The organism is Leifsonia sp. 21MFCrub1.1 (assembly GCF_900107895.1).
GTDB classification, from domain to species: domain Bacteria; phylum Actinomycetota; class Actinomycetes; order Actinomycetales; family Microbacteriaceae; genus Leifsonia; species Leifsonia soli.
Genome location: NZ_LT629867.1, coordinates 1,320,239 through 1,340,007, shown reverse-complemented (window position 1 = coordinate 1,340,007; position 19,769 = coordinate 1,320,239). Strand labels below are relative to the sequence as shown.

Annotated in this window: 18 protein-coding genes; 8 read left to right on the top strand and 10 right to left on the bottom strand. The window is 71.4% G+C overall.

Translation table 11 applies throughout. The annotated features are described in order from the left end of the window. Positions 1–42 precede the first annotated feature (42 nt). Positions 43–384 (top strand): DUF7882 family protein, encoded by a 342-nt coding sequence (locus tag BLW09_RS06305; RefSeq protein ID WP_089909938.1) that lies wholly within the window; start codon positions 43–45, stop codon positions 382–384. A 20-nt stretch (positions 385–404) separates the two neighbouring features. Here BLW09_RS06305 and BLW09_RS06300 read toward each other — a convergent pair whose 3' ends face one another. Then, entirely contained in the window at positions 405–986 is a 582-nt protein-coding gene (locus BLW09_RS06300) for a galactose-binding domain-containing protein (RefSeq protein ID WP_089909935.1), read from the bottom strand. Between the two features lie 159 nt (positions 987–1,145). Further along, positions 1,146–2,057 carry a sigma-70 family RNA polymerase sigma factor gene (locus BLW09_RS06295; protein ID WP_089909932.1) on the bottom strand — a complete coding sequence of 304 codons (912 nt, stop codon included), beginning with the start codon at positions 2,055–2,057 and terminating at the stop codon, positions 1,146–1,148. 306 nt (positions 2,058–2,363) lie between these two features. Here BLW09_RS06295 and BLW09_RS06290 point away from each other — a divergent pair, with 306 nt between their 5' ends. Beyond that, the gene (locus tag BLW09_RS06290; RefSeq protein WP_089916671.1) at positions 2,364–3,767 is read left to right on the top strand and encodes an MFS transporter; all 1,404 of its coding nucleotides are present in this window, start codon (positions 2,364–2,366) and stop codon (positions 3,765–3,767) included. 86 nt (positions 3,768–3,853) lie between these two features. Here BLW09_RS06290 and BLW09_RS06285 read toward each other — a convergent pair whose 3' ends face one another. Both BLW09_RS06285 and ku read right to left on the bottom strand, forming a co-directional pair. Continuing rightward, positions 3,854–4,825, bottom strand: coding sequence for a DNA topoisomerase IB (locus BLW09_RS06285; RefSeq protein WP_089909928.1), 972 nt, complete (start codon positions 4,823–4,825; stop codon positions 3,854–3,856). Next, positions 4,822–5,712, bottom strand: a complete 891-nt coding sequence (gene ku / locus BLW09_RS06280; RefSeq protein WP_089909925.1) for a non-homologous end joining protein Ku — start codon at positions 5,710–5,712, stop codon at positions 4,822–4,824. Before ku ends, BLW09_RS06285 begins: the two co-directional genes overlap by 4 nt. A 98-nt stretch (positions 5,713–5,810) precedes the next feature. Between ku and BLW09_RS06275 the strand changes: the two genes are divergently transcribed. Next, on the top strand, positions 5,811–8,234 hold the full coding sequence (locus BLW09_RS06275; protein WP_089909922.1) for an ATP-dependent DNA ligase: 2,424 nt from the start codon (positions 5,811–5,813) through the stop codon (positions 8,232–8,234). Positions 8,235–8,267: 33 nt separating this feature from the next. On the opposite strand, the gene BLW09_RS06270 is transcribed toward BLW09_RS06275, so the two are convergent. Further along, positions 8,268–9,569 (bottom strand): MFS transporter, encoded by a 1,302-nt coding sequence (locus BLW09_RS06270; protein WP_172824299.1) that lies wholly within the window; start codon positions 9,567–9,569, stop codon positions 8,268–8,270. An 83-nt stretch (positions 9,570–9,652) separates the two neighbouring features. Continuing rightward, positions 9,653–10,096 carry a hypothetical protein gene (locus BLW09_RS06265; protein WP_089909919.1) on the bottom strand — a complete coding sequence of 148 codons (444 nt, stop codon included), beginning with the start codon at positions 10,094–10,096 and terminating at the stop codon, positions 9,653–9,655. Positions 10,097–10,156: 60 nt separating this feature from the next. Between BLW09_RS06265 and BLW09_RS06260 the strand changes: the two genes are divergently transcribed. Continuing rightward, entirely contained in the window at positions 10,157–11,731 is a 1,575-nt protein-coding gene (locus BLW09_RS06260) for a bifunctional phosphatase PAP2/diacylglycerol kinase family protein (RefSeq protein ID WP_231947099.1), read from the top strand. 54 nt (positions 11,732–11,785) lie between these two features. Here BLW09_RS06260 and BLW09_RS06255 read toward each other — a convergent pair whose 3' ends face one another. Then, complete coding sequence (locus BLW09_RS06255) at positions 11,786–12,958, bottom strand: citrate/2-methylcitrate synthase (RefSeq protein WP_089909916.1); 1,173 nt, start codon at positions 12,956–12,958, stop codon at positions 11,786–11,788. 52 nt (positions 12,959–13,010) lie between these two features. Here BLW09_RS06255 and BLW09_RS06250 point away from each other — a divergent pair, with 52 nt between their 5' ends. Then, positions 13,011–14,216, top strand: coding sequence for a citrate synthase (locus tag BLW09_RS06250; RefSeq protein WP_089909913.1), 1,206 nt, complete (start codon positions 13,011–13,013; stop codon positions 14,214–14,216). 75 nt (positions 14,217–14,291) lie between these two features. Here the strand turns inward: BLW09_RS06250 and BLW09_RS06245 are convergent, their stop codons facing one another. Genes BLW09_RS06245 through BLW09_RS06235 form a run of 3 tightly spaced genes read right to left on the bottom strand, consistent with a single transcriptional unit; the run spans position 14,292 to position 16,938 of the window. Further along, on the bottom strand, positions 14,292–14,951 hold the full coding sequence (locus BLW09_RS06245) for a methionine ABC transporter permease (RefSeq protein ID WP_089909910.1): 660 nt from the start codon (positions 14,949–14,951) through the stop codon (positions 14,292–14,294). Continuing rightward, positions 14,948–15,991, bottom strand: a complete 1,044-nt coding sequence (locus BLW09_RS06240) for a methionine ABC transporter ATP-binding protein (protein WP_089909907.1) — start codon at positions 15,989–15,991, stop codon at positions 14,948–14,950. Before BLW09_RS06240 ends, BLW09_RS06245 begins: the two co-directional genes overlap by 4 nt. Next, complete coding sequence (locus BLW09_RS06235) at positions 15,991–16,938, bottom strand: MetQ/NlpA family ABC transporter substrate-binding protein (protein ID WP_089909904.1); 948 nt, start codon at positions 16,936–16,938, stop codon at positions 15,991–15,993. The genes BLW09_RS06240 and BLW09_RS06235 overlap by 1 nt, the downstream gene beginning before the upstream one ends. Positions 16,939–17,140: 202 nt before the next feature. Between BLW09_RS06235 and BLW09_RS06230 the strand changes: the two genes are divergently transcribed. From BLW09_RS06230 to BLW09_RS06220, 3 genes are read left to right on the top strand one after another with little or no spacing between them, the layout of a single operon-like run. After that, positions 17,141–17,395: a BatC protein gene (locus BLW09_RS06230; RefSeq protein WP_089909900.1), complete on the top strand. Its 255-nt coding sequence runs from the start codon at positions 17,141–17,143 to the stop codon at positions 17,393–17,395. Next, positions 17,395–18,750, top strand: a complete 1,356-nt coding sequence (locus tag BLW09_RS06225) for a cupin domain-containing protein (RefSeq protein WP_089909897.1) — start codon at positions 17,395–17,397, stop codon at positions 18,748–18,750. Before BLW09_RS06230 ends, BLW09_RS06225 begins: the two co-directional genes overlap by 1 nt. Then, a complete protein-coding gene (locus BLW09_RS06220) occupies positions 18,747–19,730 on the top strand; it encodes a sucrase ferredoxin (RefSeq protein ID WP_089909894.1) in 984 nt (327 codons plus the stop codon). Before BLW09_RS06225 ends, BLW09_RS06220 begins: the two co-directional genes overlap by 4 nt. Positions 19,731–19,769 lie beyond the last annotated feature (39 nt).

Genomic DNA, 19,769 nt, shown 5'->3' with positions numbered 1-19,769 from the left:
GCCGATGCGGGCATTCCGTGAACGTCCTGTACGTTTTCACCCATGGGCAAGCTCATCTACGGCGGAACCACCGAGATCGGTTTCGAGGACCGGGTCCTGGCGCATCTGCAGATCGTGATCGGGCTCAAGCTGCGTCGCAAGGAGGGGTTCTTCTTCTCCTGGCGCGACGAACAGGGCGTCGGAGACGGCCGCAGTGCGATCTGGGTCGATCCCGCGATCCCGCTGCTCTTCCGCTACAGCGGCGGACGGCATCCCCGCATCAACAAGACCTGGCTGGAGCAGCTCACCGTCTCGTCCAACAGCGCCCAGGGATTGCAGCTGACGGAGGAGATCGGCGCGCTCGGCGCCGACGAGGTCGACGCCGACTCGCCTCCGGGACGCTGACCGCCGGTGCTCCGGTCATCTCAGGAGCCGAGCACGCGGACTTCCGCCAGCGAGAAGAGCTTCCATCCCGACACCTGCACCATCACGTAGCGCGCGGGAAGGTTGATCTGCTGCTGGCGGAGAAACGCATAGCTTCCCAGCGTGTAAGTGGTCACGCCCGCTCGGCGTTCCTGCTGCTCCGGTGTGAGAGTCGTGTCGAACGGCTTCGCAGACAGGAACAGGCGAGCCCCCTCGAGCCTCTCCTGACAGCAATCCGTGCGGTTGAGGATCTCGATCGCCGAGATCGTCGCGGTGCGTCTGAGATCGACCTGCCACCACGAGTCCTGGCCCGCGTCCGTATGCGTGACCGAACCGTTCGACAGGGTCCCGTCCGGGTTGCCGTCGATCGCCTTGTCCGCTGTCGCTGACGGGAGCCACTGCCAGGTGGACGACTGCGTCGCCGAGCCGCCCAGAGCGAGGTTCTTCTCGACGGAGGTGTCGGACGCGGGCTCCGCCGAGGCGGCGACGCCGCCTGCGCCCATCAGCAGTGCCGCGACGACGGCGGACGCCGCCACCTTCCACCCGACTCGACCACTCCGTCGCATGTTCTTCGGTCTACGCATGGTGTTCCTTTCGCCGTCGATTCGCGAGGGAGACCCTCACTTCGTAAGACGGCGGGAACGAGCATCCATGACGTCCATCCGTAGAATCACCGATGGCCGCACGCCCCGATCCCTCGGGTGCGGGCGGCCATCGACGGGATCGCGACAAGGCGCCTGGCGTCAGCGCAGGTACTCGAGCAGCTCCGGCGAGCGCAGGCGCTTCAGGCTGCGGGTCTCCAGCTGGCGGACGCGCTCGCGGGTGATGCCGTACACCTCACCGACCTCGTCGAGGGTCATCGGCTTGTGGCCGTCGAGGCCGAAGCGCATGCGCACCACCTTGGCGTCGCGCGGCGGCAGCTCGCGGAGGCGCTCCTCGAGGTCGCGGTGACGGAACTCCACCTCGACGGCCTCGGGCGGGCCGGCGAAGTCGCCGTCCTCGATGAGGTCGCCGAGCTCCGCGCCCTCGTTCTCGCCGACCGGGACGGCCAGCGAGACCGTCTCGGAGTCGCTCATCTGCAGCTTGTGCACCTCGGCGGGGGCGAGGTTCGACGCCTCGGCCATCTCCTCCAGAGTGGGCGTGCGGCCCAGTTCTCCGCCCAGGTCGCGGCGGATGCGGTCGAGCTTGTCGATCTTCTCCACCGTGTGGACGGGGATGCGGATGAGGCGGGCCGTGTCGGCGATCCCGCGCAGGATCGACTGGCGGATCCACCAGGTCGCGTAGGTCGAGAACTTGTTGCCCGTGCGGTAGTCGAACTTCTCCACCGCGCGCACCAGGCCCAGGTTGCCCTCCTGGATGAGGTCCATCACGGGGAGGCCGCGGCCGGCGTAGCGCTTGGCGATGCTGACCACCAGGCGCAGGTTCGCCTCGATGAAGCGCTCGAAGGCGCGCTTGCCGTCGTCGGCGAGGTATTGCAGCTCGCGCTTCTCGCGCGGGGTCAGGTTCGGGCGGATCGCCAGCCGCTCGCCGGCCAGCACTCCCACCTCGATCCTCTTGGCCAGGGCGACTTCCTCTTCGGCGGTCAGGAGCCGCGTGCGGCCGATGGCGTTGAGGTAGTCGCGTACCGGGTCGTTGGTCACTTCGAGCGTCGTCATCGTCTCATCCCATTCAGCCCGTGTACGCACGGGCAACAGTCGTTCGTGCTCTCAGATCGGGTGTCCCACCGCCCCTCGCGGTTCGGTGGTTCGTTAGCCACGATAAACAGGGCACCCCCTCACCCAACAAGGGGTTGACACGGAGACTTCGAGTGAGCTACCGGACGGCAGAAACAAGTCGCGGTCGATTTGTCAAGGCTCTGCCCGGAGACGCACAGCACTCGTACAGTGCGCCGGGTGACAGCTCACACATCGCAGACGAACGCGGCGTCGCTGAAGACGATCCGCACAGCCATCCCCGCTCGCATGGACCGCCTCCCCTGGTCCCGCTTCCACTGGCTCGTCGTCGTCGGACTCGGGACCGTGTGGATCCTGGACGGCCTCGAGGTCACCATCGTCGGAGCCATCGGAAGCCGCCTCACCGAACCGGACAGCGGTCTCGGACTCACCACGGCCCAGGTCGGGCTCGCCGCGGCCATCTACGTCGCCGGCGCCTGTACGGGCTCCCTGGTGTTCGGCTATCTGACCGACCGGTTCGGCCGGAAGAAGCTGTTCATCATCACTCTGGGGCTCTACCTGGTGGCGACCGTGCTCACGGCCTTCGCCGTCACGCCCTGGATGTTCTTCCTGTTCCGCTTCTTCACCGGCGCGGGCATCGGTGGCGAGTACGCGGCGATCAACTCCGCGATCGACGAGCTGATCCCGGCGCGCCGCCGCGGGCTGGTCGATCTGGCGATCAACGGGTCCTACTGGCTCGGGACCGCGTTCGGAGCGGTGCTGACGGTCTTCCTGCTGAACACGGACATCTTCGCCCCGAACATCGGCTGGCGCATCGCGTTCGGGCTCGGCGCGGTGCTCGGCCTCGTCATCCTGCTGGTCCGCCGCAACGTGCCCGAGTCGCCGCGGTGGATGTTCATCCACGGCCGCGACGAGGAGGCCGAGAAGCTCGTCGACGAGATCGAGGAGGGCGTCGAGAAGGACACCCACCAGACGCTCGAGACCGTTCCCCGCGACCGCGAGATCGAGATCCACCAGCGCCGGTCAACCGGATTCGGCGAGATCGTGCGCGTCGCGATCACGCAGTACCCGAAGCGGTTCGTGCTCGGGCTCTCGCTGTTCATCGGGCAGGCGTTCCTCTACAACGCCGTCTTCTTCACCTACTCGCTGGTGCTCACCAAGCTGCTGAACGTGCCGGACGACGTCGCCCCGTGGGCGCTCGTCCCGATCGCGATCGGCAACTTCCTTGGACCGTTCCTGCTGGGTCACCTCTTCGACACCGTCGGGCGGAAGTTCATGATCACCCTGTCGTACGTGGGCAGCGGCATCCTGCTGGTCGGGACGGCCATCCTGTTCGACGCGGGAGCGCTGGACGCCTTCTGGCTCACCGTGTGCTGGATGGTCGTGTTCTTCTTCGCCTCGGCCGGCGCCAGCGCGGCGTACCTCACCGTCAGCGAGATCTTCCCGATGGAGACCCGGGCCATGGCGATCGCGTTCTTCTACGCGGTCGGCACCGGCATCGGCGGCATCATCGGCCCGATCCTGTTCGGGAACCTGATCGAGGGCGGCATCCACTCGGTCGTGATCGGGTACTACATCGGCGCCGGCCTGATGATCGGGGCCGGGCTCGTGGAGCTCTTCCTGGGCGTGAAGGCCGAAGGCAAGTCGCTGGAGGAGATCGCCTCGCCGCTCTCCGCCTCCACCGACCGCTGACCTCCTCCGACCCACACCGACAGCTCCTGAGTTTTTCGCCCCCGCGACGGCGTGTCGGGCGGAAAAACTCAGGAGCTGTCGGTTCGTCAGCTGGTGGAGAGGAGGTCGAGGAGGGCGGGCTCCGGGGTGCGGCCCCCGGAGGTGTCGATGACCTCTCCGCTGCGGTAGCGGTCGAAGATGCGCGGGTCGATGTAGCTGTTGCGCGCGATCGCCGGGGTGTTGCCGAGCGCGGCCGCCGCCTCGTTCACGGCGGCGCTGATCCGTTTCTTCCGCTGCGAGTCCGACCCGGCGACGCCCAGCTCGGCGAGCGCCTCCGCCGCGACGATCGTGCCGTGCAGCGTGCGGAAGTCCTTCGCGGTGAACTCGCCGCGGGTCTGCCGCCGGATGTACTCGTTGAGGGACGCCGGGCGGATGGAGTGCCAGGTGCCGTCCTTCCAGGACAGCAGCCGGGACCGCTGGCCGCGGAGCGCCTGGACCTGCCGCAGCAGCTCGGCCAGGTCGGCGTCGGTGATGGTGCTCGTCCACTTCTGCGCCGACTTCGCCGGGAACGTGAGCGTGATGTCGTCGTCCTCGATGCGCGCGTGCCGGCAGAGCAGGGTCGTCAGCCCACGGCTGCCGTTGGCGTGCAGGTACTCCTCGCTGCCGATGCGGACGCTGCCCAGGTCGATGATGCGGAAGGCGGCGGCGAGGATGCGGTCGCGGCCGAAGCCCTCCTCCCGGAGGTCCATGGTCACCTTGCGGCGGGCCGACGGCAGCGTCTCCGCCAGCAGTGCGGCCCGCTCGAACTTGACGCGGTCCTGGTGCAGCCTCCACGAGTCGTGATAGCGGTACTGGCGGCGGCCGGCCTGGTCGGTCCCGACGGCCTGGATGTGCCCGCGGGCGTCGGGCGAGATCCACACGTCCTGCCAGGCCGGAGGCAGTACGAGCGACCGGATGCGCTCCAGCTCGCGCTCGTCGACGATCGTGTTGCCCGCTTCGTCCTCGTACACCGGTCCCGAGTCGGTCATCCTCCGGTGGTAGCCGGGGCCGGACGGGTTGCTGCGCTTCAGCCGCGTCACGCGGGCTTCTTCGCGGACTTCTTCGCCGCGGTCTTCCGGGCGGCCGGCTTCTTCTCGGCCGGCTTCTTCTCCGCCGGCTTCCTGTCGGCGGCGGACTTCGACGAGCGGCTGCGGTCGACGCTGCGCTGGAGGGCCTCCATCAGGTCGATCACCTCGCCTCCGCCCTTCTTCTCCTCCTCCTCGCCGAAGGTGGCGGCCGTGTCGACGCTCTCACCCTGCTCCAGCTTCGCGTCGATGAGCTTGCGCAGCTCGTCCTGGTACTCGTCGCTGAACTTCTCGGGCTCGAAGTCGCCGGCGAAGCTCTCCATCAGGGCGCTCGAGAGCTGCAGCTCGCGGTCGGAGATGCGCGGCGTCTGATCCAGCGCCGGGAACTCGGCCGCCCGGATCTCGTCGTGCCAGAGCAGCGCCTGCAGGACGAGCACGTTGCCGCGCACGCGCAGCGCGCCGAGCCGGGTCTTCTGGCGCAGGGCGAACTCGACGATCGCCGTGCGCTCCTCGTCCTCGAGCGTCTTCCGCAGCAGCGCGTAAGCCTTGAGCGACTTGGAGTCGGGCTCCAGGTAGTAGCTGCGGTCGAACATCAGCGGGTCGAGCTGGTCGTTCGGCACGAACTCCACCACGTCGATCTCGCGGCTGCGCTCGGAGGGCAGCGAGGCCATGTCCTCCGCCGTCAGGATGACCGTGCGCTCACCGTCGTCGTACGCCTTGACGATGTGCTCGTACGGGATGACCTTTCCGTCGATCTCGCAGCGCCGCTGGTAGCGGATGCGGCCGCCGTCGGCGTCGTGCACCTGGTGCAGCGGGACGTCGTGATCCTCGGTCGCGCTGTATACCTTCACCGGAACGTTGACCAGACCGAAGGTGATCGCGCCCGTCCATATGGCCCTCATGTGCCCATCGTGTCCGGCAAAAGGCGCATTTTCAAGCCATGATCAGGGAATGCGCCGGAACGCATCCGCGACGGCCGTGCCGGGCGTACGGTGAGGGCATGGCCGCGCAGGACACCGAGGTCGTCGAGATCGACGGCCACCGCCTCAAGCTGACCAACCTCGACAAGGTCATGTACCCGGAGACCGGGACGACGAAGGCCGACATCTTCGGCTACTACAACGCCGTCGCCGACGTGATGATCCCGCACGTGCGCGACCGGATCGCGACGCGCAAGCGCTGGGTGCACGGCGTCGGGACGCCGGACGATCCCGGCGAGGTGTTCTTCCAGAAGAACCTCGACCCCGCCTCCACACCGGACTGGGTGCGCCAGGCCTCCATCACGCACAAGACGAGCACGAACACCTACCCGCTGGTGAACGACCGCGCGACGCTGATCTGGCTGGCGCAGATCGCGTCCCTCGAGATCCATGTCCCGCAGTGGCGGGTGGGGCGCGGCGGCGAACGGAGGAATCCGGACCGCCTGGTGCTCGACCTCGACCCCGGTGAGGGCGTCACGCTGGTCGACTGCGCGGAGGTGGCCAGGCTGGCGCGCGCCATCCTCACCGACATGGGACTCGACCCCTTCCCCGTGACCTCCGGCTCGAAGGGCATCCACCTGTACGCCGCGCTCGACGGCTCGCAGACCAGCGACCAGATCAGCGCGGTCGCGCACGAGCTCGCCCGCGCGCTCGAAGCAGACCATCCCGACCTCGTCGTCAGCGACATGAAGAAGTCGCTGCGCGCCGGGAAGGTGCTGGTCGACTGGAGCCAGAACAACGGCGCGAAGACGACGATCGCGCCGTACTCGCTGCGCGGCCGCTTCCATCCGACGGTCGCGGCGCCCCGCACCTGGCGCGAGCTGGCCTCCAAGAAGCTCGAGCACCTGGACTACCGCGAGGTGCTGCAGCGGCTGAAGCGCCGCGGCGACCCGCTGGCCGACCTCTCCGCCGGAGACGGCACGTCCGGCCACGGCGGTCACGTGTCGGAGCCCGATCGGCTGTCCACCTACCGGTCGATGCGGGATGCGGCGAAGACGCCGGAGCCGGTGCCCGACGAGCGGCCCGCCGCCCGGGAGGGGCGGTCGTTCGTCATCCAGGAGCACCACGCCCGCCGGCTGCACTGGGACTTCCGGCTGGAGAACGACGGGGTGCTCGTCAGCTGGGCGCTCCCCAAGGGCCCGCCGACGGACACGAAGCAGAACCACCTCGCGGTGCACACCGAGGACCACCCGCTCGAGTACGGCGGCTTCGCCGGCGACATCCCGCACGGCGAGTACGGCGCGGGGCACGTCGACATCTGGGACCACGGGGACTACGAGTTGGAGAAGTGGCGCGACGACGAGGTGATCGCCACGCTGCACGGCCAGCCGGACGGCGGCCTCGGCGGCAAGCCGAGGAAGTTCGCGCTCATCCGCACGGCGCAGGGCGGTGACGAGAAGAACTGGCTCATCCACCTGATGAAGACGGAGGGGCACGACGACCACCGGACGCATCGCGAGCCCGGTCCGGCCATCACCGGTGACCCGGTGTCCCCGATGCTGGCGACCCTCGGGTCGCCGGCCGACGTGACCGACGAGGACGAGTGGGCCTTCGAGATGAAGTGGGACGGCATCCGGGCCATCGCCGAGGTGCGTGGCGGCCGGCTGCGGCTCACCACCCGCAACGGCAACGACGTCACCTCCACCTATCCCGACCTCGCCGGGCTCGTCGACCTCGCCGGCGATCACGATCTCGTTCTGGACGGCGAGATCGTCACCCTGAATCCGCAGGGCCGGCCCGATTTCGGGCTGCTGCAGACCAGGATGGGGCTGACCCGTCCCGGCGACGTGCAGGCCGCACTCAAACGGGCCCCGGCGCACTACATGGTGTTCGACGTGCTGGAGGTGGACGGCCGGAAGCACACGCGCGACAGCTACGACGAGCGCCGCGCGCTCCTGACCGAGGTGCTGCGGCCGGGCCGCGGCGACGCCGTGCAGGTGCCTCCGGCGTTCGACGGCGACCTCGGCCACGCCATCGCCTCCAGTCGCGAGCTCGGGCTGGAAGGGGTGATGGCGAAGCGGCGGGACAGCACGTACGCGACCGGCCGCCGGTCGCGCTCCTGGATCAAGATCAAGCACCACCTCACGCAGGAGGTCGTCATCGGCGGGTGGACGCCCGGCAACGGCAGGCGGGCGGACACCATCGGCGCGCTGCTGCTCGGCATCCCCGACGGCGACACCCTGCGTTACGTGGGCAAGGTGGGGACGGGCTTCACCGACCGGGTGCTGGACGACCTGGCCGCCAAGCTCGGGGCGCACGAGCGCAAGACGCCGCCCCTCGAGGGCGTGCCGTCCGCCGATGCGCGCGGAGCGCACTGGGTGCGGCCGGAGTACGTCGGAGAGGTCGAGTTCGCCGAGTGGACGGGGCCCGGCCGGCTGCGGCAGCCGTCGTGGCGTGGCCTCCGGCCGGACAAGCGGCCGGACCAGGTGGTGCGGGAGAGCTGAGCCCGCGGCGGAAGCCGGCGCACCGAGGCCGTCTCAGGGCGTCGGGGCGAGCGCGTCGTAGCGGCGGAACGAGCCCTGGATGCGCGCGATCGTGGCGACCAGGACGACGATCAGCAGGCCGCCCAGCAGCGGAGGGAACCACAGCGCTCCGGTCAGCGCGAGGACGCCGATGTAGAGGTCGCCGAGCCGCGGTCCGCCGGTGACGACGACGGTGAAGACGCCCTGCAGCCGGCCGCGCATCGCATCCGGAGCAGAGGCCTGCAGGATCGTCATGCGGAAGATCGAGCTGACGTTGTCGGCGGCCCCGGATGCGGCGAGCAGCACGGTCGCGGCGATCAGCGCCGGCAGGTTCGCCTGCACGAGGGAGGCTCCGCCGCCCGCGGTCCCGGTGAGAGCGACCACCGCGAGCACGATGCCGAAGCCGAGGATGCTGGCGCCGTACACGACGATCGCCCGTTCGACCGCGCGGCCCTGCCAGCGCACGCCGCCGAGCCGGCCGGAGAAGACGCTGGAGAGCAGCGTGCCGACCGCGCCGGCGGCCGTCAGGATGCCCACCGTGATCGGTCCGCCGCCGATGAGCAGCGCGCCCACCGCCGGGAACAGCGCCCGCGGCTGGCCGAACGTCATGGCGATGACGTCAAGCACGAACGTCATGCTGAGGTTGGGCGCGGTGCGCAGGAACCGCAGGCCCTCCAGCACCGAGGAGAGTCCTGCGCCCTTCCGCTCCCCCTCCGGCACGATGGACGGGAGGGTGAAGATGCCGAGGAACGCCGCCGTGAAGAGCAGCGCATCCACCGTGTAGGTCCAGGGGATGCCGACCGTGGCGACCAGGAGTCCGGCCAGCGCCGGGCCGACGGTCACCATCACGCCCATGCTGATGCCGCCGAGCGCGCTGGCGGCCGGGAGGAGGCTCACCGGCAGCAGGCGCGGGGTGATCGCCTGACGGGTCGCCCCGATCATGACCCCGGCTACGGCGTTGATCGTCGTGATGACGTAGAGCGGCCAGACGACCGGGATGTGCATCCAGGCCAGCAGCGCGAGCACCGCGGTCGACGACCAGGCGACGACGGCGGTGACCAGCGCGACCGTGCGCCGGTCGAAGGCGTCGGCGAGCACACCGCCGTACAGGCCGAAGACGATCATCGGGACCAGGGCGAACAGGGCGACCAGCGACACCGCGAGGGTCGAGTGCGTGAGGTCGTAGATGTGCAGGCCGACCGCGACGATGGTCATCTGCGAGCCGATGCCGGAGATCGCGCCGCCGGCCCACAGCCGGGCGAAGGCAGGCGACTCGCGGAGCGGCGACAGGTCGACGAAGTGCCGGCGCCGCGACAGGGTCTCGGCGGGTGGCGCGGAAGGATCCGCCGGCGCGGTCGGGTCGGTGCCGGTCGGGTCCGTCCCGCGCCGCGGGTCCGCGCTCAGAAGCGAGGCTGCTTGCTGAGGCGCACCGCGGCGGTCGAGAACACGACACCGGCGAGCATGATCACCACGGTGATCGCCTGGAGCAGCACCTGCAAGAAGGGCGCGAACGGCGTCACCGACACCCAGAGCCACAGGATCGCGCCGATCAGCGTGATGACGTAGCTGAAGGTGCGGCGGGCGTACAGCGCGTTGAGCGACACGACGGTGGCGGCGACCGAGACCTGGAAGAAGGGCAGGAAGTCCTCGGCGTTGCCCGACCAGGTGGCCACGAGGCTCCAGATGCCGATGACCAGCGACGCCAGCACCACGATCGTGGCGAGGAGGTTGCCGAGCGCGGGCGGCAGGGTCGTGCTGAGGCTGCGGACGAGCGTTCCGTGCTCGTCGCTGCCGACGACGTCCTGCTGGTGCTCGTTGGGCTGGGAGATGACGTGCGTGCTCACGCCGTCGATCCTACCGCCCGTCGGGCGCTCCGCCACGCGGTCTCGGCGTACGTTGGCGGTATGGCAGCATCCCGTCGACGCCCCCGGTCCCGCCCGTCGCGCCGCCCTCACCGGCGCCTCTCGCTCCCCGCCCGCGTGAAGCGCTGGGATGCGAGCGTCGCCTCGCGCATCAACGCGCGCACGACGGGGGCGGTGTCGGACGGGTTCTGGCGCGGGCTCACCCGCGCGGCCAACCACGGCAAGCTGTGGTTCGCCGCTGCGGCCGTGCTGGTCGCCCTGGGCCGCCCGCGCGCGGCGGCGCGGGGGCTCGCCTCGCTCGGGCTCGCCAGCCTCGTCGCCAACCTGGTGGGGAAGCGCCTGGTCGGCGGCGACCGGCCGGCGCTCACCTCCATCCCGCTCGCCCGGCGGCTGGAGCGCTCCCCCACCTCGCCGTCGTTCCCGTCGGGGCACACGGCGAGCGCCGCCGCCTTCGCGACCGGCGTCGCCCTGGAGTGGCCGGCTGCCGGCGCGGCACTCGCGCCGCTGGCTGCCGGGGTCGGGTACTCGCGCCTGCACACCGGTGCGCACTGGCTCTCCGATGTGGTGGGAGGCGCCGCGATCGGCGCAGGGGCCGCGGTCGGGGTGAAGCTGCTCGCCCCCGCGGTGAAGCCGGCCGTGCGCCGCGACCCGCCGACCGCGCGGATGATCGACCTCCCGGCGACCGGAACCGGGGAGGGCGTGTTCATCGTGGTGAACCCCGGTTCCGGGCGCGGGATGGGCGGCCCGCAACCCGGTCCGCTGCTGCGGGAGCGTCTTCCGCAGGCGGAGGTCCACGAGCTGGCCGACGGCGACGACATCGGCGACGTCATCGAACGGCGGCTCGCCGCGGAGACCCCGCCGACCGTGCTCGGCGTCTCCGGCGGCGACGGAACGGTCGCGGCAGTCGCGCAGCGCGCGCGAGCGGCCGGGCTGCCGCTCCTCGTCTTTCCCGGGGGCACGTTCAACCACTTCGCGAAGGCCGCCCTGCTCGATTCGATGGATGCGACGCTGCGGGCTCTCGCCGCCGGGTCCGGCCGGGAGGTCGACGTCGCGGACCTGACGTTCGGGACGGGCGAGACGATCACCGTGCTGAACACGGCCTCCGTCGGCCTCTATCCCGCGTTCGTCGAGGAGCGCGAGAAGCACGAGAAGCGCCTGGGCAAGCCGATCGCCGCCCTCATCGCGGCCATCCGGGTCGTCCGCCGCGGCGACCCCCTCGAGGTCGAGATCGACGGGCGGACGCGGACGGTCTGGTCCGTGTTCGTGGGCGTCGACCGGTACTACCCGGTCGCGGTCGCACCGATCGAGCGGCGACGGCTCGACGACCACCTGCTCGACGTCCGCATCCTCTTCGCCGACGGGAAGCCACGCTCCCGCGGCGCCGTCGCGCTCGCCTTCGGCGGCAGGACGGACGCCCTCGTCGCCCGGATGCCCTTCCTGCAGGGCCCTCCTGCGCTGGAGGCGCGGACCGTCGAGGAGATCACCATCGCGGCGCGGGGCGACGACCCCGGCTACGCGCACGACGGCGAAGCGTCCACCGAGACGCCCGGCGAGCCCCGGAGGATCACCCTCCGGGTGCGGCCGGCGGCGTTGAAGGTGTACTCGCCGCGCGAGTGACGCGCGAGCGCGTCCGTTCCGGCGGCGCGGAGCCGCCGGCTCCGTACCGCCGGTTCAGCGCACGGCCTCCTGCCGCGCCGGCAGCGGCTCCGGCGCCGCGGGTCCGACGTACCGCGAGGACGGCCGCAGGATCTTCCCGTCGGCCGCCTGCTCCAGGATGTGGGCCGTCCATCCCACCACGCGCGCCGCGGCGAACGTCGGAGTGAACATCGACCGGGAGATGCCGCACAGCTCCATCACGACGCCCGCGTAGAACTCCACGTTCGTGTGCAGCTCGCGTCCCGGCTTCAGCTCGGCGAGGAGCTCCTGCACGCGCCGCTCGACCTGGACGGCGAAGTCGACCCGCGGGCCGCCGAACCCCTGGGCGAACGCGCGGAGCATGCGCGACCGCGGGTCCTCCGTCCGGTACACCGCGTGCCCGAAGCCCATCACCCGGCCGCCCTGCGAGAGCGTGCGGCGCACCCACTCGTCCGTCCGGTCGGGCGTGCCGATCTCGTCCAGCGTGTCCAGGGCCCGGCTCGGCGCTCCGCCGTGCAGGGGGCCGGACAGAGCGCCGAGCGCCCCTCCCACCGCCGACGCGAGGTCCGCCCCGGTGGATGCGATCACCCGCGCCGCGAACGTGGAGGCGTTGAACCCGTGGTCGATCGCCGCGGTCATGTACGCGCTGAGCGCGCGCTCCTCCTGCTGCGTCGGAACGCGCCCGGTCAGCAGGTGGAGGTACCCGGCGACGTAGCCCAGATCGTCGCGGGGCTGCGCCGGCTCACGGCCGTCGGCCAGCGCGTGCAGCCGTGCGAGGAGCACGGGGGTGACCGCGGCGGTCCGGATCGCGTCCTCCACCCGGGCATCCGCGCTCTCGTCGTACAGCGGGCGGGCGCCGTCGGCCGCCGCGACGGCGGTGAGCGCCATGCGGAGGCCGGCCAGCGCATCCCCGCCGGAGGTCAGCCGCGCGATCGCCGGGAGCAGCTCGATCACTGCGGGCGGAATCGATCGCGCCGCCGCGATCCGCGCGCGGAACGCCGCCAGCTCGTCGGCGGTCGGCAGCGAGCCGAACAGCAGGAGGTGCCACGCCTCCTCGAAGGTCCGCTCCCGGGCGAGATCGACGGCCGAGTACTGCCGGTAGTGGTAGAAGCCTTCGTGCCCGCGCACGTCGCCGAGCTCGGTGCGCGCGGCCACGACGTTCGTGAGGCCGCGCGGAACGTCGATGAGGGTGTCGTCCATCCTGTCCATATCGGTAGTGTGAACGTGGATGCAACACATCGTCAATGTTGATTGGATCAATATGGATGCCCTCCCCCGCCTCACCGCCGAGCAGACCGCCGAGCGCCTCGGCGTGAAGCTGGAGACCCTGTACGCGTACGTCGCGCGCGGGCGGCTCGGCCGCGAGCGCACCGCCGACGGCTCCAGCTTCGATCCGCTGGAGGTCGAGCGCTTCGCCGCGAGCAGGCGACGGCGGCCGCCGGCCGACACCGGCCGCTCGGAGGGCCGCCCGCTGATGGTCATCGAGACGGACTTCGCCTCCATCGAGGACGGCGAGTTGCGCTACCGCGGCCGTCCCGTCGACGAGCTCGCCGCGGAACCGTTCGAGACGGTCGCGCACTGGGCTCTCACCGGAGCCTGGGATGCGACGGCTCGCTTCACGGCGGGCGCGGGCCTCGACGCAGCCCGGGCCGTCGCCGCCGCCCTCCCCGCCGCGGCGGGAGACCGGGACCGCCAGCTCGTCGCCGTGAGCGCCTTCGCGGCCGCCGACCCGCTGCGCGCCTCCCTCGACCCTGTCGTGGTGGCCTCGGCCGCCGAGCGCCTGGTGGCCGGGATGGTCGAGGTGCTGCCGACGCACGCCGACGCCGCCCCCGACCTCCCCTCCCGCCTGTTCGCCCGGCTCGCCCCGCGCGCCTCCGCGGCGCCGGCGGCCGACGTCGCCCTGCTCAACGCCGCCCTCGTGCTGCTGCTCGACCACGACATCGCCGTCTCGACCCTCGCCGCCCGCGCGGCCGCCTCCGCGCGCGCCACCCCCTACGGCGTCGTCGTCGCCGGACTGGGAGCGCTCGACTCGCCCCTCCATGGGAACGCCAGCCGCGCGGCCCACCGTCTGCTGGAGCGCGTCGTCTCCGGCGCGGACCCGGCCCGCGCCGTCGCCGACGCCGTCGTCACAACGCACGGACCTGTCCCTGGGTTCGGCCAGCCGCTCTACCCCGACGGCGACCCCCGCGCGCGCATCCTGCTCGGGATGATCGCCGACGACCCCCGGCATGCCGCCGTCACGGGCGCCATGCGGGCGGTCTGCGACGTCGTGCGCGAGCGCACCGGCGCGCATCCCAACGTCGACCTCGCTCTCGGCGCCGTCACCCTCGCCCTGGGGATGCGCGACGACGACGGCGAGGTCGTCTTCGCCACGGCCCGCACGGTCGGCTGGATCGTGCACGCCATCGACGAGTACGCGCAGCGCCCGCTGCGCCTGCGGCCGGTCGGCCGCTACACCGGCCCCTGACCGTCCTCCGCATCCCTGGGTCGCAACACGCCGTCTCGGCGGCGCGGCAACGGCGTGTCGCGACCCACGGATCGCTCAGCGGCGGAGCGCCTTGCGCGCCAGCCAGTTCCCGAGGAACTGCGCGGCCTGCACCAGCACGACGATCGTGATCACCGCGATCCACGTCACGGCCCAGTTGTAGCGCTGGTACCCGTACGAGATCGCGAAATCGCCGAGGCCGCCTCCGCCGATGCTGCCGGCGATGGCGGACAGGTCGACGATGGCGACGAAGATGAAGGTGTAGCCGAGGATGAGCGGGCCGAGCGCCTCGGGGATCAGCAGGGTCGTGATGATCCGCCACGGGCTCGACCCCATCGCTCTTGCGGCCTCGATCACGCCCGGCTCGATGGTGACGAGGTTCTGCTCCACGATCCGCGAGATCCCGAAGGTCGCCGCGATCGTCATCGGGAAGATCGCGGCGGGCGTGCCGAGGAACGTGCCGAGCACGAACTGCGTCAGCGGTGCGATCGCGGTCATGAAGATGATGAACGGGATGGGCCGGATGAAGTTGACGACCACATTGAGCACCGTGAAGAGCGCACGGTTCTCCAGCAGTCCGCCGCGCCGCGTCGTGTAGAGCAGGACGCCGAGCGCGAGGCCGAGGATGCCGCCGAGCACGAGCGTGGCGACGACCATCCACAGCGTCTGGCCGATGGACTCCAGGTACACCGGCCACAGGGTCGACCAGTCGGTCATGCCGCCACCTCCTCGACCTCGGTCACCGCGCGGAGCTCGGCGATCAGCGCATCCACATCGCCGGGCTCGCCGAGGAGTTCCAGCGTGAGGCTGCCGAACGACCGGCCCTGCAGCGCCGAGATGCCTCCGTAGACGATCTCGAAACGGACGTTGTGGCGGCCCACCGCGTCCGACAGCACCGACCCGAGACGGCCGTCGTCGTGGATGCGCGCCGAGACGATCCGCCCGGCGTGCTTGCCGCGGAGGCGCTCGATGTCCGCCTCCCCCGGCTGGTTGCGCAGCACCGTGCCGACGAACCGCTGCGCCGTCGGCGTCTGCGGGTCGGAGAAGACCTCGAACACCGTGCCCTGCTCGATCACCCGGCCGGCGTCGAGCACCGCGACGCGGTCCGCGATCGAGCGCACCACCTCCATCTCGTGCGTGATGACGACGATGGTGACGCCGAGCTCGCGGTTGACGCGCGCGAGCAGAGCGAGAACGTCCGACGTGGTCTCCGGGTCGAGCGCGCTGGTGGCCTCGTCGGCGAGCAGGATGTCGGGGTTCGTCGCCAGCGCTCGGGCGATCCCGACGCGCTGCTTCTGCCCGCCGGAGAGCTGGTCGGGGTAGCTCCACGCCTTGTCGGTGAGCCCGACGAAGGCGAGCAGCTCGGCGACGCGCTGCTTGCGCTTGTCCGCCGGCCACCCCGCGACCTTGAGCGGGTAGGCGACGTTCCCGAACACCGTGCGCGAGCGGAACAGGTTGAACTGCTGGAAGATCATGCCGATCCCCGCGCGCACGCCGCGCAGCTCCCGCTCCTTCAGCTGCGTGAGATCCCGGCCGTCCACGATCACGGACCCGGCGGTGGGATGCTCCAGGGCGTTGATGAGCCGCACCAGCGTGCTCTTGCCCGCACCCGAGTAGCCGATGATCCCGAAGATCTCGCCGCGCGCGATCGTCAGGTCGAGCCGGTCGACGGCCGGAACCGCGGCGTCACCGGAGCCGAAGCTCTTGGTGACGCCGCGGAACTCGATGATCGGCGACGCGCTGTCGCGGTCCCCCACTACTTGGCCGCCTCGATGGTCTTCTTGAGGCCGTCGAGGATGCCGATCAGGTCGGACTGGGGGCGATCGACGATGACGGCGGTGTTCTTCGACTCGGCGAGCACCGCGTCCGTCACGGCCTTCGTGTGGTACAGCTTCGCGATCTTCAGGTACGTCGGGTTGTCCTTGTCCTTCTCGCGGGCGACGAAGGCGTTGATGTACGGCTCGGCGGTCTCCGACTTCGGGTCGTCCTGGAACAGCGCCGACTTCGGGTCGATTCCGGCGGTCAGGGCGTAGTTGTTGTTGATGATGGCGCCGTCGGCCGAGCTGAGCGCCGGAGCCGTCTGGGCCGCGTCCACCGGGATGACCGTGACCTTGGAGGCGGAGGCGTCGATGTCGGCGGGCGTGGCCAGGGTGCTTCCACCGTCGTTGAGCTTCAGCAGTCCGGCCTTCTGCAGCACCAGCAGAGCGCGCGCCTGGTTGGTCGGGTCGTTCGGGATGGCGATCTTCCCGCCCTGGGGGATGCTCTCGAGGCTGGTGTGCTTGGTCGAGTACAGCGGGAGCGGGACGACGAGGGTCGAACCGATCGGCACCAGGTTCTGCTTCGCCTGCACGTCGTAGTTGGCGAGGAACTGCAGGTGCTGGAACAGGTTGAGGTCGAGCTGACCGTCGGCGAGCGCCGGGTTCGCCTGCGTGTAGTCGCGGAAGTTGACGGTCTGGATGTCGATGCCCTCCTTGGCCGCCTCCTTCTTCAGGACGGCCCAGTACGGCGAGGACGCCTCGGTCGTGCCGATCTTCACCGTCACGCTCTTCGCGGTGGCGGCGCCCGACCCCGTGAGGTTCACGACGACCAGCACGACGGCAACGATGACGGCGACGACCGCGATGCCGATGCCGACGAACAGGCCGGTGCGGGAGCGCTTCGGCTTCTCCGGAAGGGCGGGGGTGGACGGGGTGGCGTCGGACATGGCTGCGCCTCTCTCTCGTGAAGGGGGGTGTGTGCCGACGGACGGTGTGGCGGCACGTCCGAGCCTCCCCCGAGCCGCGGACGGCGGTCAAAACGTCTTGCGAAATGTGACGCCGCCCGTTCACCGGACCGCCCTTACGGAGGCGCTGGGCCGCGCGTAGGGTGAGGGGCGTCAGCGTTCCCGCGGACGGAGTGGAGACGGAATGAGCGACATCAACGACGACGACATCACCACAGACGCGGTCGGCGGCGGCGAAGGCCCCGCGGACGGCGGAGCGAACCCCGGCGGCCACGACGGCGGAGCCGACGGCTCGGCCGCGGGCGAAGGCCCGGCCGACGGCGGAGCCAACCCCGGCGGCCACGACGGCGGAGCCGACGGGTCCGCCGCGGGCGAAGGCCCGGCCGACGGCGGAGCCAACCCCGGCGGCCACGACGGCGGAGCCGACGGGTCGGCTTGATGACGACCCAGGAGCGCGGGCCGGGCGACCGGCCCGCGCTTTCGCGTTGCGTGCCGGTCGACCGCGCGGAGTTCGCGGCCGACTACTGGGGCCGGAAGCCGCTGTTCACCCGCGCCGCCGCGCTCCCCGACGACTTCTCCGACCTGTTCAGCATCGATGCCGTCGACGAACTCGTCTCGGCGCGCGCCATCCGCACACCGTTCGTCCGCATGGCGAAGGAGGGAGCCGTCCTCCCGCCGTCGCGGTTCACCGGCCCGGGCGGCTTCGGCGCGGAGGTCGGCGACCAGCTCGACTCCGCGAAGGTGCTGGCGGAGTTCGCGGACGGCGCGACCCTCGTTCTCCAAGGGTTGCACCGCACCTGGCCGCCGATCGCGGAGTTCGCCCGGCGCCTCGCCGTCGAGCTCGGGCATCCCGCCCAGGTCAACGCGTACATCACGCCGGCGTCGTCCCGCGGCTTCGACCCGCACTACGACGTGCACGACGTGTTCGTGCTGCAGATCGCCGGGGAGAAGCACTGGCGCATCCACGAGCCTGTGCACGTCGACCCGTTGCGCGATCAGCCCTGGAGCGACCACCGCGACGCCGTCGCCGCCCGCGCCGAGGAGGCGCCCGCGATCGACGAGACCTTCCGCCCCGGCGACGCGCTGTATCTGCCGCGCGGATGGATCCACTCGGCGGAGGCCCTCGGGGGCGTCTCTGTGCACCTGACCATCGGCGTCGCCGCCTACACGCGCCACGACGTGGTCCGCGAGGCCGTCGCCCGCGCGGCCGACGCCGCCGCACTGCGCAGTTCGCTCCCGCTCGGGTTCGACCCGGCGGACCCCGAGGCGGTCGCCCCGATCATCGAGGAGACGGTGGAGGCGCTGATCGCCGCGCTGAGCGACCCCTCCTCGCGCTCTGCGGTCGCCGACGCTGTGGCGGGCCGGCTGCGCCGTCGGCAGCGGTCGGACACCCCGCCCGCTCCCGTCCGCCCGTTGGAGACCATCGCCGCTGCCGCGGATCTGACCGTCGACAGCGTCGTCGCCGCGCGCCAGGGACTCGTCCCGGACGTCACGGTGGAGGTGGAGACGGTCACCGTGCGGCTCCCGACCAAGACGGTGGCGCTGCCGATCGCCGCCCGCGCGGCGGTCGAGCGACTGCTGGACGGGCGTCCGGTCGCCCTCGGTGAGCTGTCCCTCGACGAGCGCTCCGCGGTCGTCGTCGCGCGGCGGCTGCTGCGCGAGGGGATCCTGGTGCCGCAGCCGGGCTGGGCGGACACCACCTACCCGGACGTCGACCCGGCGGACGACGCGGGCGTGTCGAGCGACGGCGAGCGGAGCGCGACCGCCGACTTCGGGACCGCGACAGCGACGTGACCGGTCTCCCGCCGCGCACTTCCGTGCCGGATGCCGGCTCCGGGTCTCCCGGAGACGGCGTCCGCGCCGAATCCGTGCGGGCGCCGGCCGGTGCCGGAGAGTGGATGCCGTGCAGCGATCGCGCCCTGCAGCGCGACGACCCGCTGGCCGGCACCGCGGGTTTCGGCGAGCGCTGGCTGCTCGTGGAGATCGAGAGCGGGTGGGGCCGGCACGCGTTCTTCGACTCCGCACTCGATCCTGCACTCGGGGCGCGTGTGGTGGCGCGAGCCGAGGAGGCGGGCATCCGTCCGCTCGCGATCCGGCGCACCCGGCTGCGGGCGCCGCTGCGTCGCGACCAGACGTCGTGGCGCTGGGCGCTGGTGGACTGCCGCCCCGGGCGGGAAGGCATCCGCTGGGGCGCGGTGGACGACCCCGCCGAGCTGCTGACGCTTCCGCTCGACGGGAGCGCCGGCGAACCCAGTGAAGCGCCGATCTACGCGGTGTGCGCGCACGCCCGGCACGACCAGTGCTGCGCGGTGCGCGGGCGGCCCGTGGTGGAGGCCCTGGCCGCCGAGCATCCCGAGCTGACCTGGGAGTGCTCCCACCTCGGTGGGGACCGCTTCGCCGCGACGATGATCGCGTTCCCGGAGGGGCTCCTCTACGGCCGCGTCGGCGCGGAGGACGCCTCCCGCGTCGTGGAGCGGCACGCGGAGGGCCGTGTCGTTCCGGAGCTCCTCCGCGGACGCACCTGTCTGAGCACGGTTGCGCAGGCGGCGGAGGCGTTCGCGCGCGACGAGACCGGAGACGACCGCATCGCGGCGTTCCGGCCGCTGGCCGAGCATCCCCACCCGCACGGCTGGACGGTCGAGCTGGCGCACGGCGAGGATCGCCTCACCGTGGAGGTGGGCGAGCGGCTGTCCGAGCCGCTGCTGAGCACGTGCGCGGCGACGATCGCCCGGCCGGTCCGCGAGTTCGTGCCGGTGTCGGTCAGCAGTGCATGACGCTGCCGGTGTGCGCGACGCGAGGCCGCGCACACGGGC

Bases quoted from the DNA above. Each gene is read 5' to 3' on its own strand.
- BLW09_RS06250 (WP_089909913.1), top strand. From the start codon at position 13,011: ATGGATGCCCTCCCCCGCCTCACCGCCGAGCAGACCGCCGAGCGCCTC.
- ku (WP_089909925.1), bottom strand. From the start codon at position 5,712: ATGAGGGCCATATGGACGGGCGCGATCACCTTCGGTCTGGTCAACGTT.
- BLW09_RS06225 (WP_089909897.1), top strand. From the start codon at position 17,395: ATGACGACCCAGGAGCGCGGGCCGGGCGACCGGCCCGCGCTTTCGCGT.
- BLW09_RS06290 (WP_089916671.1), top strand. From the start codon at position 2,364: ATGGACCGCCTCCCCTGGTCCCGCTTCCACTGGCTCGTCGTCGTCGGA.
- BLW09_RS06255 (WP_089909916.1), bottom strand. From the start codon at position 12,958: ATGGACAGGATGGACGACACCCTCATCGACGTTCCGCGCGGCCTCACG.
- BLW09_RS06305 (WP_089909938.1), top strand. From the start codon at position 43: ATGGGCAAGCTCATCTACGGCGGAACCACCGAGATCGGTTTCGAGGAC.
- BLW09_RS06260 (WP_231947099.1), top strand. From the start codon at position 10,157: ATGGCAGCATCCCGTCGACGCCCCCGGTCCCGCCCGTCGCGCCGCCCT.
- BLW09_RS06245 (WP_089909910.1), bottom strand. From the start codon at position 14,951: ATGACCGACTGGTCGACCCTGTGGCCGGTGTACCTGGAGTCCATCGGC.
- BLW09_RS06235 (WP_089909904.1), bottom strand. From the start codon at position 16,938: ATGTCCGACGCCACCCCGTCCACCCCCGCCCTTCCGGAGAAGCCGAAG.
- BLW09_RS06300 (WP_089909935.1), bottom strand. From the start codon at position 986: ATGCGTAGACCGAAGAACATGCGACGGAGTGGTCGAGTCGGGTGGAAG.
- BLW09_RS06230 (WP_089909900.1), top strand. From the start codon at position 17,141: ATGAGCGACATCAACGACGACGACATCACCACAGACGCGGTCGGCGGC.
- BLW09_RS06275 (WP_089909922.1), top strand. From the start codon at position 5,811: ATGGCCGCGCAGGACACCGAGGTCGTCGAGATCGACGGCCACCGCCTC.
- BLW09_RS06295 (WP_089909932.1), bottom strand. From the start codon at position 2,057: ATGACGACGCTCGAAGTGACCAACGACCCGGTACGCGACTACCTCAAC.